This is a genomic window from Pseudomonas sp. Y3 TE3536 (assembly GCF_053629175.1).
In genome coordinates, this window is the sequence record NZ_JBRJHU010000001.1 from 4,261,313 (window position 1) to 4,276,256 (window position 14,944).

Annotated in this window: 14 protein-coding genes and 2 pseudogenes; 5 read left to right on the forward strand and 11 right to left on the reverse strand. The window is 59.9% G+C overall.

Annotation, left to right across the window (positions count from 1 at the left end; genetic code table 11):
- Window positions 1-204 precede the first annotated feature (204 nt).
- The 3 genes and pseudogenes from AB7M33_RS19385 (at window position 205) to AB7M33_RS19395 (ending at window position 3,797) form a co-directional block, all read left to right on the forward strand.
- A complete protein-coding gene (locus AB7M33_RS19385) occupies window positions 205-1,533 on the forward strand; it encodes a hypothetical protein (RefSeq protein ID WP_454243345.1) in 1,329 nt (442 codons plus the stop codon).
- 431 nt (window positions 1,534-1,964) lie between these two features.
- Window positions 1,965-2,939, forward strand: a pseudogene (locus tag AB7M33_RS19390) (HAMP domain-containing protein); the annotation flags it as partial.
- Between the two features lie 102 nt (window positions 2,940-3,041).
- Complete coding sequence (locus AB7M33_RS19395; RefSeq protein WP_416220505.1) at window positions 3,042-3,797, forward strand: methyl-accepting chemotaxis protein; 756 nt, start codon at window positions 3,042-3,044, stop codon at window positions 3,795-3,797.
- Between the two features lie 598 nt (window positions 3,798-4,395).
- Here the strand turns inward: AB7M33_RS19395 and AB7M33_RS19400 are convergent.
- Together AB7M33_RS19400 and AB7M33_RS19405 are read right to left on the reverse strand one after the other, a co-directional pair.
- Window positions 4,396-4,839: pseudogene (locus AB7M33_RS19400) on the reverse strand (OprD family outer membrane porin); the annotation flags it as partial.
- A gap of 162 nt (window positions 4,840-5,001) precedes the next feature.
- On the reverse strand, window positions 5,002-5,196 hold the full coding sequence (locus tag AB7M33_RS19405) for a hypothetical protein (protein ID WP_454243346.1): 195 nt from the start codon (window positions 5,194-5,196) through the stop codon (window positions 5,002-5,004).
- A gap of 43 nt (window positions 5,197-5,239) precedes the next feature.
- Between AB7M33_RS19405 and AB7M33_RS19410 the strand changes: the two genes are divergently transcribed.
- On the forward strand, window positions 5,240-5,593 hold the full coding sequence (locus tag AB7M33_RS19410) for an enoyl-CoA hydratase/isomerase family protein (protein ID WP_202877127.1): 354 nt from the start codon (window positions 5,240-5,242) through the stop codon (window positions 5,591-5,593).
- A gap of 101 nt (window positions 5,594-5,694) precedes the next feature.
- On the opposite strand, the gene AB7M33_RS19415 is transcribed toward AB7M33_RS19410, so the two are convergent.
- From AB7M33_RS19415 to galB, 9 genes are all read right to left on the reverse strand, one after another.
- Window positions 5,695-6,987, reverse strand: a complete 1,293-nt coding sequence (locus AB7M33_RS19415; RefSeq protein WP_454243347.1) for an MFS transporter — start codon at window positions 6,985-6,987, stop codon at window positions 5,695-5,697.
- 122 nt (window positions 6,988-7,109) lie between these two features.
- Window positions 7,110-7,955 (reverse strand): ABC transporter ATP-binding protein, encoded by an 846-nt coding sequence (locus tag AB7M33_RS19420; RefSeq protein ID WP_138736170.1) that lies wholly within the window; start codon window positions 7,953-7,955, stop codon window positions 7,110-7,112.
- Window positions 7,952-8,998, reverse strand: coding sequence for a FecCD family ABC transporter permease (locus AB7M33_RS19425; RefSeq protein ID WP_454243348.1), 1,047 nt, complete (start codon window positions 8,996-8,998; stop codon window positions 7,952-7,954). The genes AB7M33_RS19420 and AB7M33_RS19425 overlap by 4 nt, the downstream gene beginning before the upstream one ends.
- Window positions 8,995-9,606, reverse strand: coding sequence for a FecCD family ABC transporter permease (locus AB7M33_RS19430; protein WP_454243349.1), 612 nt, complete (start codon window positions 9,604-9,606; stop codon window positions 8,995-8,997). Before AB7M33_RS19430 ends, AB7M33_RS19425 begins: the two co-directional genes overlap by 4 nt.
- Complete coding sequence (locus tag AB7M33_RS19435) at window positions 9,569-10,003, reverse strand: iron chelate uptake ABC transporter family permease subunit (RefSeq protein ID WP_454243350.1); 435 nt, start codon at window positions 10,001-10,003, stop codon at window positions 9,569-9,571. Before AB7M33_RS19435 ends, AB7M33_RS19430 begins: the two co-directional genes overlap by 38 nt.
- Window positions 10,003-10,938, reverse strand: a complete 936-nt coding sequence (locus AB7M33_RS19440; protein ID WP_454243351.1) for an ABC transporter substrate-binding protein — start codon at window positions 10,936-10,938, stop codon at window positions 10,003-10,005. Before AB7M33_RS19440 ends, AB7M33_RS19435 begins: the two co-directional genes overlap by 1 nt.
- Window positions 10,939-11,058: 120 nt before the next feature.
- A complete protein-coding gene (locus AB7M33_RS19445) occupies window positions 11,059-12,141 on the reverse strand; it encodes a 4-oxalomesaconate tautomerase (RefSeq protein WP_454243352.1) in 1,083 nt (360 codons plus the stop codon).
- Between the two features lie 2 nt (window positions 12,142-12,143).
- Window positions 12,144-12,860: a 4-carboxy-4-hydroxy-2-oxoadipate aldolase/oxaloacetate decarboxylase gene (locus tag AB7M33_RS19450; protein WP_454243353.1), complete on the reverse strand. Its 717-nt coding sequence runs from the start codon at window positions 12,858-12,860 to the stop codon at window positions 12,144-12,146.
- Window positions 12,857-13,591, reverse strand: a complete 735-nt coding sequence (galB, locus tag AB7M33_RS19455) for a 4-oxalmesaconate hydratase (protein ID WP_454243354.1) — start codon at window positions 13,589-13,591, stop codon at window positions 12,857-12,859. The genes AB7M33_RS19450 and galB overlap by 4 nt, the downstream gene beginning before the upstream one ends.
- A gap of 159 nt (window positions 13,592-13,750) precedes the next feature.
- Between galB and AB7M33_RS19460 the strand changes: the two genes are divergently transcribed.
- Window positions 13,751-14,944: a LysR family transcriptional regulator gene (locus AB7M33_RS19460; RefSeq protein WP_454243355.1), complete on the forward strand. Its 1,194-nt coding sequence runs from the start codon at window positions 13,751-13,753 to the stop codon at window positions 14,942-14,944.

Here is a 14,944-nt window from a genome sequence, read left to right on the forward strand (position 1 = left end):
GCAGGGGCAGGGTGATGCATTCTAATTACCTTCCCGCCCTTAGGGCGTTGCTTGCGTTAAAAATAATAAGAGAAGGCAGGCAAGACCCGCTTAGCGTCGCGCACCGACTAGGATTTGTGCGCCAGGCTTCCCCTAACTGCCGTTTTGCTTTTGCCCCTCACTTACTTTCACGTAGTCGGTAAAACTCATAACGGAGCACACTCGATGGTCAGTTATAATAAGAATACGAACGTCTTACTGTTTTGCGCGGCATTGCAAATCACTCCCATGGTGAGTGCCTATGAATTGTATTCATCTGACGGCGGTGTGTTGAATGCAGACGCTGAAATCGCGCTCGGCGTATTTCATAGCCGCAAAAGTTATGGCCAGTCCAGCACTATGATGGGCGGAGCTAAAGACTGGCAGGAGTCGTATGCCAAATACGGCCTCAGCGGGTGGGTCAACTCGGGTAGCCAGTCACAACGTACTTATGGCGCGTTGAACTGGGTTTCCAGCGCGACCTTCGGCGAAGGCGATGCAGCGGGCTGGACAGAAGGGACTGAACGTACGACCAAGATTGAGGATGCCTACCTTGGCTGGAAGTCCGGCGACAGCGTTTCAGGGTTGGGTAAAGACGGCCTGGATATTTCATTCGGGCGGCAGAATGTCATCGTTGGGGATGGCTTCCTGATTGCGGGTGATGCTCTGAATATTGGTAAATCCTTTTTAGATGGCTCCGTTAACCGCGGTGGTGCGTACTATCTGACTGGGCGTAAGGCATTCGACGAAACAGCCGTCGTAAGGATCGGTGGCGCAGAAGGTCTTCGCAGCGATTTGATGTGGCTGAAATCGGATAACCCTGCACAGGGAAAGTCAGAGATCGTTGCTGCGACGCTGGAAAACGTCAGCACGCTGGGTACCATTGGGCTGACCTATCTGAAAGTTGTCGACACCGATCCCGCCTTAGACTTCGTTGATCGCGATGGCACCAGGACCGTCTCAATCAGGGCGCAGGGTGATCTTGGTCAACCTGGTTTGCTCCTCAGCGGGGAATACGCCAAGCAGCAGCGCAACGCTGGCGAAGAAAATGCCTGGTACCTCGAGTCAGGATGGACCTTCTCCGATACACCTTGGCGTCCTGCAGTGAGCTATCGCTACAGCCGTTTTTCGGAAGGGTACGATCCACTCTTCTATGGAAACGTCAGAGCGCTGGGAACCTGGTTTCAAGGGGAAGTGGCGAGTAACTACGCAGGGCCCTTCAGCACCAATACACGCATCCATCAGGTGGGCCTCGCGCTGACGCCTACCGACAGTGTTACGCTAGGGATCCTTGCTTACCGCTTTAAAACCGTCAGCAAGACTGCCGGCGCGTTTGCGAATCTTGATGGATCCGAGCTCGATATCTATGCCATGTGGCAAATTAACGAGCGGCTCTCGGCGATGCCCTTGGTGGGCTTTTATAAGCCGGAAAAAGACATCGACAACGGCGGATCTCAGCTAAACGACAACCGTACCAACGTCTACGCCCAATTGTTGTTAATGGCGAAATTCTAACGAGCCTGTAACCCGTGCCCGGCACTTGTCGGGCCATTGCGTGGACGCCACAAACCTTGTTTATGCTGGTCGCTGTCTCGCCAGAGGGGCGCCCTTCATCAAGTTCAACTTGCACGAGCATGACCATGTTGCCGCCTCTTTCCATACGATCAAGAATTGTTCTTCTTTCTGGGCTATCACTGGTTGCCGTGATCCTCACATTGCTCTTGATGAACCTGTACCAAAGCCACGCCAACAACGCTTTGGTCAGCCAACGAACGAATCGAAGTATGACCGCCACTGCTGAGGCGTTGGTGCTGGCCAAGGCCGGCGAACATGCAGTCCGGCTGCAGCGACTTTTTTCTACCGACATCATGCTGGCTGAGGATATTGCGGAGCAACTCGCCAACCTGAGTGATGCCTTCCGCCGTCACGGCACTTCCAGCATTGCGATGCGCGAGGACGCCAATCGAGCATTGGGGCGCGCGTTCACGCGGAACACGGATGTATTAGGTGTCTGGAGTGTATTCGAGCCCGACGCTTTTGACGGGCGCGATGCCATGGCCATCAATCAGTCCAGGCTAGGGTCAAATGAAACTGGCCGTTTCGGCTCCTACTGGAGCCGCACGAGCGGTGAGGACGTGAACTCGGTCATTGCCGAACGTGATTTAGCCAACACGCAGATCAATAGCTCAGGTGCTTCCTCAAATCATTGGTACGCCTGCGCCTTGCGTTCTTCTCGGACTTGCTTGCTGGAGCCCTACGCCGTCAATGTTGGCAAGCAGACCGTACTAATGACCACTATCGCTGTCCCTGTGATTCTCGCCGGCAGGACCATCGGTGTCGCGGGTGTGGATATAGCGCTTAGCGCGCTGCAGGAAAGCGCCGAGCACGCGCAGGCAGAATTATTTGGCGGCACCGCGCGCGTAATGGTTCTCGCGGGTAACGGCGTTGTTGCAGCGGATAGCTCTGAACCTACCAGCCTGGGCAAGCCTATCGCTGAGGTATTGGGCCAAGACGGATTCGAAACGCTTCAGCGTGCCGCTGGGACTACGGCGTCCATTATCGAGCAAGACGACTTCATCAGAGCTGTGTACTCGGTCAGCCCAGCGGAGGGCGCGCCCGCCTGGGCTGTGACCATCGACTTGCCCCGCGACGTGTTTCTGGCAGAATCCAATAGTATCCGCGCAGCACTAAGTGACGCGCAGCGTGAGGGTACGTTTGCTACCCTGCTAGTCACTGCCTTGGCGGCGTTGTGTGGCTTGGTCTCATTGTGGTTTACGGCATCCGGTGTCACCCGCCCCATTGATCGAGTTGCCCGCATGCTCGAAAACATTGCAAGCGGTGACGGAGACCTCACCCAGCGCCTTGACTATGAACGTAGCGACGAACTCGGCGCGTTGACTAACAACTTCAACAGGTTTCTCGATAAGCTTCAGCCTATTGTCGCGGATCTCAAGTCCAGCATCACTGGCGCGCGTGCGACTGCGGACAAGTCAGCGCTGGTTGCGCAGCAGACCAGGGACGGTATGTACGTGCAAAATCGAGAGATCGAACAGGTTGCCACAGCCTCGAACGAGATGAGTGCCACGGCTCACGAAGTAGCGTGCAGCGCTGCCAAGGCGGCCAGCGCCGCCAAGCATGCGCAAGAAGCCGCAAGTGCCGCAACGGAGGTAATTGCACAGAGTGCCCAAGGGATCAAGATCCTTGCTGACGAAGTAGGCAAGGCTGTCGTGCAAGTTGAGCATCTGGCCGAGAACAATGAGGAGATCGTGATCGTGCTCGATGTGATTCGTAGCATTGCTGAACAGACCAACCTTTTAGCGCTTAATGCTGCGATCGAAGCTGCTCGCGCCGGTGATAACGGCCGCGGGTTTGCGGTAGTGGCTGACGAAGTCCGTGGTTTAGCCAAACGTACGCAGGACTCAGTGGAGGAGATTCGGCATGTTATTGAGGGGATTCACGGCAGCACTCAAAACGTGGTCGCGGCCATGCACTCGAGCCGGAATCATGCGCACTTGAACGCCGAACAGGCGGTTGAGGCATCGTTGGCACTGGATTTAATCAACACTGCCGTCTGTGTGATCACAGAGATGAATCTTCAGATCGCAAGCGCGGCTGAGGAGCAAAACGCGGTAGCCGATGACGTGAACCGCAGCCTTGCGGCCATTGGTTGCGTGACCGAAAAACTGTCAGAGCAGGCGGGCGCAAGTGCTAAGGTCAGTGCCGAACTGAACACACTGACGACTTATCAGATGCACCTAGTCGAGCAGTTCAAAGTATAGGTAGGCGATAACGCACTAGCATCACCATGGCCTTCCCCTTGAACAAGTCGCTAGTAGTCGACCGCCTCGAGGCAGGTGAGCCGTCTCTGTTGTCTTTGCGAGGTTTAGCGATTGGTGGGGAGGAACTCTGGGCGCTCAGGTCGCCAAGTCCATATGTGCAAAATGCACCGTCTCAACGAACGGGTCCGTGCGTCAACTACGCTCACTCACTGGAAACAGTTGGATTAGGACTCAAGCGCCCTTACTCGTTTGAGACGCTGTTGGTCGCTAGTTTCTTGAGTCTTCTGCAGGCTGAAATCGAACTCGATTCCTGCAGAACGGCCCAGTGCTTGCTAGCCTTCCGTGGTGCCACCCCCCTCCCTCCGCAGGACCTGCGCTCGGCCTTCAGTGTTGCTGGTAGATCAAGATCAACAGCAATCGCCGACGGGCGAATGTTTGCGCTCTCGCTTTGTTGACTTACGGGCCGATTTTGGTTTGGCAGGGCGGGGCTGGCGCCCTGCGATTTGCATTGGCAATAGTGGACTCTTCTGGGGCAAAGCTGCTCCTATAGGTGCTGTGTGTGGGGGCTTGACCCGCGATCTACTGGCGAAGCCGATGCCTAGAAGTTGACGGTATAGCGCACGATGAGGCGGTTCTCGTTGGCGCTGTCAGCATAGGTGGAGCGGTTGGTTGAGTCGCGCCATTGCACCGCCAGGCCTTTGACCGGGCCGCTCTGGATCACGTAAGCGATGTCACTGACCCGTTCCCACTCCTTGCCCTGTTGACCGGCCCCGCGCAGTGCTGCAGCTTGGCGAGTGGTCAGCAGAGCCGGATCGACATCATCGCCTTTGACGTACCTCAGAGTCAGTGTCAGGCCGGGGATACCCAGGGCCGCGAAATCGTAGTCGTAACGGCCAAACCAGACGCGTTCGTTAGGCGCGGTGAATGTGCTCACCAGTGATTCGCCAAACAGGTAGGTATCTGACCCGTTGACGAATGCGAACGGCGTATCGCCCCACGCCTTCTGGTAGCCCCCACCGAAGGTGTGGCCTTGCAGGGTGTACCCTGTGGGACGGGCGCTGCAAATCAATGCGTAAAGGGGGGCTTGTTAGGACTGCTCGCTGTCAGAGGTCGGCGCATCCTGGGATCGGCGATAGGCGCCGGGGCTTACTCCGGTCCACTTGTTGAAGACGCGGTGAAAGGCGCTGGTTTCCTGGAATCCGGTCTACTGCGCCGCGCCAGTGACTGTCAGACCTGGTTGGCTGAGCATTGCGATATCCCGCCGCAGGTTGTCCTTTAGTCGCCGCTGGTAGCTGAGGCCTTCGGCCAGCAGACGGCGCTGCAGTGTTGAATACGACACGCCCAGCATCGTTGCCAGCACGTCGAGCTTCGGCCAGGCTTCAGGGCTTTGCCCGCGCAAGCATTGGCGGATCGTGGCGCTGATACTCTCATCGTTGCGGTACTTGACGAGGATCTTCCAGTATCCACGGCCCACTGTTGCTGCGATCAATGGTCATGCGATTGCAGGCGGGCTGATTACCGCACTGGACTGTGATTTCAGGATTGCGGCGCGCAAGCCGGCAAAGTTTGGTCTCAACGAAGTGCCTATCGGTATTCCGATGCCGGCCGCCTACGTCGAGATCGTCAAATATGCGCTGGGTAATCAGGCCGGCGCCCTGACAACCCTTAAAGGCGAGCTGTATTCCCTTGAGAAGGCGGAAAATTCGGCTTCTTCCATGAAGTGGTCGAAGAGTCAGAACTGCTCACGCGGGCGATCGCCTACGCGCGTTGCATCACTCCGGATTGCAACTGACTAAGCCTGTCGCTTGCGGGGATCCCTGCATGGCATCACCGCAAGCGCTTGCTCCCGCTGTGATTCTAAACCCGTGCTTGCTTCAAATGTCAGATCTGCTGAACCTTATCGTGCCTTTAGTTCGCTTGGGTTATCTGCTCCACCGACAGGCAGGATCGTTGCGTCTGCGACCTCATTCATATCAACGCCGGTGGCATCGGGCAGAACGCACGCCGCACAGAAACCCAGCAGATACGACAGGATGGCAAAGCCTCCCATCGCATATCCAAGGGGTATATAGGCTGAGGCAATGCCCACTGCAGCCGGCATGATTGCGCCGAAGCCCCGTCCAAAGCTGGTGCAAAATCCAGCACCACTGGCTCGGATCGACGTGGGATAGAGCTCAGCGAACGTTGGGGTTAAACCCGATGCAAGTCCCCCTTGAAACGCGCCGAGGAATAATCCCAACACCAGCGTCAAACCCAAGCCAATGGGCAGGAATAGGTAGCACGCAACCACCACAGCTTGGCAGCACAGGAACATCATGAACGTGCGGCCTCGACCATAGCGATCACTGACAAGACCGTAGATGAAAGGCCCGATGAGGGAACCCAGGATATTCACCGCAAGATAGCCAGACATTGAGGTGATCGGCAGCCCAAGTACCAGGCGCAGGTAGGTGGGTAGCCATGTGATCATGATGTATGCGCCACCAAAAATCCCGGTGGCCAGAAGCGTCGAAGTAATGGTTATGCGACGCTGACGAGAGACAAAAATCTTGAGGAAATCAGCGTTGTCCCGAACCTTGACACGTGACTTGGTGAACGTTTCAGACTCCGGCACGATGCGCCGAATGAACCACACCAACACCGCCGGCAGTATCCCGATGGCGAAGAACCATCGCCATGCGATGTCATCCGGGAGAACCCAGAACACCACGGGCATGGCACAAAGCGAGAGCCCATAACCGAGTGCATACCCGCTTTGAATCGAGGCGGCTACGCGGCCTCGCAGGGCGGGCTTGATGACTTCACTGATCAATACCGCTCCCACCACGGCTTCCCCCCCGTAGCCGATGCCTTGGAGGAACCGTACGATGAAGAACTCCCAGAAATCTGTGCAGAACGCTGCTGCTAAGGTAAATGCTGCGACCCAGCACACAGTCAGCTGCATGATCTTGATTCGCCCATAGCGGTCTGCGAGCAAGCCAGCCCCCCAGCCACCGATGGCGCTGCCGATCAGCGCTACTGAACTGAGGACACCAGCATCCGCCTTGCTCAGCGCGAGCACTGTGAGCAAAACCGGCATCACAAGCGAATAGATCGTCGAATCCATCGAGTCCAGCGTGTAGCCCGCCAGGCAGGCCCAGTAGGTACGCTTTTCCGTTGGAGACAAGTGCGAGTACCACCCAAGCTTCATGAGTGTTGTCCCTTCTTTTAATTATTGGAGACCCATTTTTGCCGCAGGGGGGAGTTCCAGGAAACGCGATATCATTAAGGGGGCATTCATTATGCTTATGATCAGTGATGCTGTACGCAGGGCTAGCCAGCCCGGCTCGCCGATGTGTCTGTGGGCTGGGCACATGCTGACTTTGGCCTGAGCCCGGCGATAACCGGGGTCCCGCTGAGTGGGTCCGCGAGCAAGGTGCAGTGGACATCGTAGAGGGTGTCGACCAATGCCTTGGTGATGACCTTCCTGGGGCATCCCTCATCGACGATCTTGCCGCTTTTCATGGCAATCACATGGTCGGCATACCGCGAAGCACTGGTGATGTCGTGCACCACCATGGCGATGGTTTTCCCCGTTGCGGCAAGCTTGCGAATCAGCTCGAAAATTTCAACCTGATGGCCGATGTCCAGCGCGGAGGTAGGTTCGTCCAACAGTAGCAGCGCGGTATCTTGGGCAATGGCCATGGCTATCCAGGCGCGTTGGCGCTGCCCGCCCGACATCGATTCCAATGGACGATTCGCCAGTGTTTGCAGGTCAGCAGCGGCCAGCGCCGTCTCTACCACAGCCTGATCCTTCTCGCTCCATTGCTGGAACATGCCCACATGAGGCTGGCGACCATAGCGGATCAATTCCGAGACCGTGAGACCTTCTGGCGCAGTGGCATCCTGGGGCAGCAGCGCCAGGCGCTGCGCGACCTCTCGTGATGGCAGGCTGGAAATGACTTTTCCATCGAGCAGCACGGTGCCGCCGCTGGGTTTGTGCAAGCGTGCCAGGCCTGCCAGCAAGGTTGACTTGCCGCAACCGTTGGGGCCGACGATTGCGGTTACCTGGCCCGTTGGTAGCTGCACGTTCAGACCTTCGATGATGGGGTGCTTCCCATGACAAAGGGTCAACCCGCGTGCTTCGATAATGGCCTCGGTTTGCAGGGAAAGGCTCATGTCGTGCTCCTGTTGGGTTGGCGAAGGATGATCCACAGCAGATAGGGGGCGCCGATCAACGCCATGACGATGCCCACAGGTATCTCCATAGGCGCCAGCGCGGTTCTTCCCAGCCAATCGGCGATCAGCGTGAGCAGGGCGCCGCACCATGCGGCATTGAGCACCGGTACGCCACGCCATCTGTTCAGGTACCGGGCGATCTCCGGTGCAATTAACGCAACCAGCCCAAGCGGGCCCGCGACCGCAACGGCCAACCCTGTGAGAGTAACGCTCAGGCCAAGCGTGGCTACGCGCGTCTCGCGCATACGCAGGCCCAACGTGATCGCCACGCTGTCGCTGAAGCGCATCAAAGCCAGTGAATGCCCCAGTGATCTGGCCATGGGCAGGCCAACCGCCAGCCCTAGTGCCAGTAGCCAGACGGCTTGTGTGGGGCGCGCATTGAGGCTGCCGATGGTCCATGGATAGGCAGCGTTCGCTGCATCCATGTCGGCACGGGCCAACATCAGGTTGGTGATGGCCCCGAAGAGGGCGCCGATACCAAGCCCGACCACGATGAAACGGTATCCGCGCGCACTCGACCCGGCGGCAAGCACGAAGGTCAGTGCGGCCGCGGTTGCAGCACCGGTCAGTGCCAGGGCCGAGGGTGCCAGGCTGGTGGGAACCGCAACGATCGAAGCCACCGCGAAGGCCGTGGCACCGTTGTCCAGACCAACCATGCCCGGGGTCGCCAGGCGATTGCGGGCCAGCGTCTGCATCAGGCAACCCGCGGCGCCCAAGGCGGCACCACTCAGCAAACCGGCCATCAGACGCGGCAGCCGCAACTGGTACACTAGCAACTGTTGAATTGGGTCGCCTTGGCCAACCAGGGTCGCCAGCACCTGCCTAGCTGTAATACCGTCGCCGACTAGACAGAACAGCGTCGCGACGCCAATCAGCGTCAGCAAGATCGACCCTGCCCACAGGGCTCGTATGTCCAAGAGCAGCGAGCATTGATCGAAGCGAATCAGGCCATAGCCTTGAGGTCTGTTTCTCAACGTATTCATGGGTGCAGGATCGGCAGACGCTGTGAGCGCACCACAGCGATGAGAATTGGCGCGCCAAGCAAGGCAGTGATCACGCCTACCGGCAGTTCGTAGGGCTGTACAAGCAACCGTGCCAGGATGTCAGCAAGCAGCAATATGCAGGGACCCAGGAACAGGCACAGCACAAAGCCGCCGCGCAGGTTGTTGCCGATCAGGCGCCGGGCTATGAAAGGGACGATCAGGCCCAGGAAAGCGATTGGCCCCGCCGCGGCGTTGGCTGTTCCAACCAACAATGCGACCGCCAGCAATGCCAATAGCCGCACCCGCTGCGGGTAGTGACCCAGCCCTTTGGCAACGTTGTCACCCAATGCCAGTGCAGCGAGGGGGCGCAGCAGTGGCAGTGCCACTGCAATGCCGGCAAGCAGGCCCGCCGCTGTCCACGGCAGCGTGTGTGGCGGGCGCCCGGCCAGGCTACCCACGACCCAGAACCGTACCTCATCGGCGGTACGTTGGTCCCACAACAGGAAAAGGCTGCTTAGTGCGCTCAGCAAGCCGGAGAAAGCAACGCCTGCCAGTACAAGGCGCACCGGGTCATGGCCGATCTGGTTCAACCTCGAGACGCAGAGCACCAGCAGGCTCCCGCCCAGGGCTCCCGCCACAGCTACGCCCAGATGTAGGCCCGCTGCAGTTGCGCCCCAGGTTGATGCTCGTGGTCACGGCAAAGGCAGAGCCAGCGCTTACGCCGAGCAGGCCCGGCTCGGCCAAAGGATTACGGGTTACCGATTGCAACAGTAGGCCGGCGGCACCCAAGGCCATGCCAACCAACAAGGCCAACTCAGTACGTGAGCGCCTCAGCACACCGACGACGAACTGCGTGTCGGCATCGACTGAGCCAAACAGCGCTTGTAAGCTTTGGCCTACACCTGCGGCACCGGCACCGAGCAAAAAGCTTGCCAGGCATAGCAATAGCAACGCTGATGCGGCCAGGCAGATGGAAAGAGTTAATGACAAACGTGGAACACTCATTACTCGGCCAAGGCCTTTTCCACGTCATTCAGTACCTGTTGGGCTGCCAGGTAGCCTGAACTGCTACTCCAGATCTGGCCGTCGACACTCTCCAGGTGGCCAGCCTGGCTGGCCTTGAGGCGCGTAAAGGCCGGCTGCTGTCGCGCTTCAGCCACCGCCCGTTCCCCATCCGCGTTTAACGTAGCGAGAAAGATCCAGTCGGCGTCAGCCTTGCCCAGGTTCTCCAGGCTCAGTGTGTCGGTATGTGGGCGAGCGGTTTGTTGGGCCGCCAAGGGGTTGGCCGTTATGCCCAGCTCATCCAGCAACTGGCCTGCGAACAGGTGGCTGGACATCATGATCGGCCCCTGCGGGTTCCAGCGCAGGACACTCAGGCTCATTTCTGATGGCAAGCGAGTGCGTAATGCAGTGATGCGCTTGTCGACTTGTTCGAGCCTTTGATCGGCTTCCAACGGTTTGCCAAGTGCGTGTGCAAACGTGCGCAACGTCGCGCGCCAGTCACTCATGACATTGCCCTTAGGCACTACCGTGGGCGCCATCAGGCTGAGTTTGGCAAATTGCTCCTGGGTCAAGTCCGGGCCCGCGAGTATCAAGTCGGGGCGCTTGGCCAGAACGGCCTCGAGATTCACTGCGCGGACATTACCGACCAAAGGCAAGCTGCCAGACACCGCCTTGAGATACCCCGGTATATCGTTTCCCCCCCTGCTGGCCAGGGCTCCGACGGGCTTCACACCTAGCGTAAGTGCAGCGTCCAGGCTGTTGTCACCCAGCGTCACAACGCGCTCAGGGTGGCCATTGACCGTCACGGGGCCGAAGGCCGTGTCCAGCGTCGTGCCAGCGACAGCACTGGCGCTGCATACCATCAACACGCCGCTGAACATGGCATGCCTGACGCGTGCCTTCGGCCGGCGATGAAAGGACAAGAGGGGAGTAATCATAATGTGTTCCGATGGGGCCGTACCTGCTCGGGGGAGGAGGTCAGGGTAGGCACGAGTTTACCGATTGACGCACATGCCTATCACTTGCATTTGCACGTTATTTAAATCTGCAGGAGTTAATCAGTCCCGTCCACCCCAGATGTCCCGCTCAATACATACGAAGCCATCGAACAACAAACGCGCCGTCCTCACCAACCCGCACCCCTTGATCACGCCATGTTCCAGGCTGATTTGCACCGTAAATTCCCCACTCGGATGCTCCACCGCCAAACGCTGACGATCACCGCCGGACGTGCTGGCAAGGCCCTGTGCAACCGACCCTTCGATCAAACAGGCCGTAGCAACACTCACCGCACCAAACACCCCGATGGACGCATGGCAGCGGTGCGGGATGAACGAGCGCGTATTGACCGTGCCGCCGTTGCGCGGTGCTGACAGCAGGCACATCTTTGGCACATTGCGCTGGCGGACATCACCCAGGTTCATGCGTGGGCCCAGTTGCAGGCGGATGGCTTCCAGGCGTGTTTTCAGGGCGCTGTCGGCCTCCAGCGTTTCGCACGGCTCGTAACCGGTCACGCCAAGGTCTTCTGCACGCAGCAGCACCACGGGCATGCCGTTGTCGATGCAGGTCACTTCCAGGCCATCGACACAGTCGCGGCTGTTGCCGGTGGGCAACAGGGCTCCGCAGCTAGCGCCGGCCACGTCGGCAAACGTTACCACCAGCGCCGCCGCACGGCCCGGCACCCCATCAATTTGGGTATCGCCGGCGTACTCCACCTGGCCATCGGTGGTCGGCACCTGGGCGATGGCGATCTGCCCGGTGTTTTCCATGAAGATGCGTACCGGTGTGCTCGCGCCGCTGGCGGCCACCAGGCCGCGCTCAATGGCGAACGGCCCTATGCCGGCCAGGATGTTGCCGCAGTTCTGCCCATAGTCCACCCGCGCCTCGTCCACCACCACCTGAGCGAACAGGTAGTCGACGTCGGCGTCATCGCGCTGTGAAGCGCGGATGATGGCGACTTTGCTGGTGAGCGAGTCGGCGCCGCCGATCCCGTCAATCTGCCGGGCATCGGGTGAGCCCATCACCGCCAGCAGCACCCGATCACGCAGCGGGCCAGGGGCCGGCAGGTCGTCATGCAGAAAATAAGCGCCCTTTGAGGTGCCGCCGCGCATCAGCAGGCAGGGTATGCGGGTCTGGCTCATGTTCAGCCTTCCAGGTCTGTGAGGTGGTCGACATAACGCAGGCCCTTCGCCGCCAGGCGCGGGCGCATCTCGTAAATGTCCAGGCCAAGCTCGCCGGCGGCCAGGCGCACGCGTTTGCGTTCTTCCAGGTCGGCGCGCTGGGTGGCGGCATCGAGTACCGCCTGGGCTTCGCCATGGCGCACAACCACTACACCGTCGTCATCGGCCACTACGATGTCACCGGCATTGACGAACTGCCTGGCACACAGCAGTGGCAGGTTCACCGAACCCAGCACCTCCTTCACAGTGCCTTGGGCGTTGATGGCGCGGGACCACACGGCAAAGCCCATGTCGCGTAGTGTCTGGCTATCGCGCACGCCCGCATCGATCACCAGGCCGCGCACGCCGCGGGCCTGGAGCGAGGTCGCCAGCAGGTCGCCGAAATAGCCATCGCTGCATGGCGAACTGGGCGCCACCACCAGCACGTCGCCCGGGCGGCACTGCTCCACGGCAACATGGAACATCCAGTTGTCGCCAGGTGCCACCAGCACGGTTACCGCGCTGCCAGCCACCGCCACACCCTGCTGGATGGGGCGCACGGCAGTATTGAACAGCCCCTTGCGACCTTGGGCCTCATGCACCGTGGCGACACCCAGCCGGCCCAGGGCATCGATGATGTGTGGCTCAACGCGTGGGATATTACGCACCACGATGCCGGTCTTGCCGATCAGCCCGCTCATGCCAGGTTCTCCGTCACGCGTGGGAACACGCTCTGCAGGCCTTCGGCGTAGACGATGTTGCGTGCACTGGTGATGCCCACGTTACGCTTGGCTTGCACGCCGCGCTGAAGGGCCACGCGGGTGTAGTACTCCCAGAGGTGTTCCTGGCCGGCCATGCACTGGATGGCGGCGTACTTTTTGTCCCACACCGAGGTAATGTCCAGGAAGGTGTCCGGGCGCCATTCGCACTGTTCGGGCTGGTGCGGCTCAAAGGCGTATACCGGCGGGGCGCCAACGATTTTCTCGCCCGGCTTGTAGCCTTCGGCCTGGGCGATGATGCGGGCTTCCTGGGCCAGGTGCATGGCCAGTGGGTGGTCGTAGTTGTAGGGGTCTTTGAGGGAGTGGCTGAGCACAAATTCCGGTTGGACCCGGCGATACACATCAGCCAAGCGGAACAGGGTGTCTTTGTCGGCGCGCATCGGGTAGTCGCCGATGTCGAAGAACTCCACGCTGGCACCGAGGATCTCGGCCGCTGCCATGGCTTCCTCTCGGCGAGCGTCCTTGACCTTGGCTTCGGTCATTTCACCCTTGCGCCACAACTTCGCAGACTCACCACGCTCGCCGAAAGACAGGCAAACCACGTGCATGGCATAGCCTTGCTCAGCGTGCAGCGCAATGGCGCCACCGGCACGCCAGACAAAGTCGGCGGAATGTGCACTGACCACCAGGGCGGATTTTTGTGGGGTTTTCATTGTTCGTTGGCTCCTGCAGTGGGTTTAGCGCAGGATGTCATCGGCCTGTGCGCGGCACTAATGCGTTCGACTGCAATGGCTATGCGTTTTACTTATTGCCTGGCAAGCGGTGTAGAGGCATAGTGGCCCCAGTCACGAGCCGAGCGGTGGGGAAGCCTTATGATCGACGTCGAACTGCCCAATCTGATGCAAGTACGCGCGTTCATCCGCGTAGCCGAACTGGGCAGTGTTTCGCGGGCGACGGAGGTGTTGTTCCGTGCTCAGTCCGTGGTCACCCGCGCTATCGCCGAGCTGGAGGCGCGGTTCGCTGTGCCCCTGTTCGAGCGCCATGCCAATGGTATGCGCCTGACCGACTATGGCGAGTGTTTGCTGCCGCGTGCACTGCGTGTGCTGGCGGAACTGGACGGCGTGCCGAGGTTGCTGGGCACCGCGCAGGGCGAGCCCCTTTACTTGTTTCAGGCGCGGCGCCTGCAGGTGTTCGTGAAACTCTGTGAGACACGGCACATGCAAACCGTGGCACGGCACTTCGGCCTTAGCCAGCCGGCTGTCAGTGCTGCTTTAAAAGTGCTTGAGGGCGGGTGCGGGCAGCCCTTGTTCGTGCGTACTTCGCGCGGCCTGCAGCCCACTGTGGCCAGCCGGGACATTCTGTTCCCCATCCGCCGGGCGCTGAACGAGTTGCGGCTTCTGGACAGTGACCTGAGCGCGATGCAAGGCACCCTGCGTGGGGTGGTGCATGTCGGCGCATTACCATTGGGCCGCTCGCGCATTCTGCCGGATGCCATATTACGCTTCAGTGCCCTCCATCCACAGGTTCGGGTGGTTACCAACGAAAGCCCGTTTGACCTGCTGGCAACCGAGCTGCGAGTAGGGGATGTGGATTTTGTCTTGGGCGCCTTGCGGCCCCACGACTATGCCAGTGACCTGGTGGGCGAGCCGCTCATCAACGAGGAAATGGTGCTGCTGGCCCGTCGGGGGCATCCGCTGTTGCACACACACCTGACGCTCGAGGGCGTGCACCAGGCGCGCTGGGTGTTGCCGCGCGCCGGCTCACCGGCGCGCCGGCTGCTCGACAACTGCTTCGCCGCCGCTGGCCTGGCAGCGCCGTGGCCGGTGGTGGAAAGCGCTGATCTGGCGGTTATCCGTGGCCTGTTGGTGCGATCGGACATGCTGGCGGCGGTGTCTGCGCACCAGTTGGCTTACGAGATTGCCAGCGGCGAGCTGCAACGCCTGCCGCTGGCACTGCCCGGTACTGCCCGCGCCATCGGCCTCATGCAGCGCAGTGGCTGCCTGCAGTCACCGGCGGCGGTCGCGCTGATGGCCTATATTCGCCAGGTCATCGCCGAGCAGGCGTGA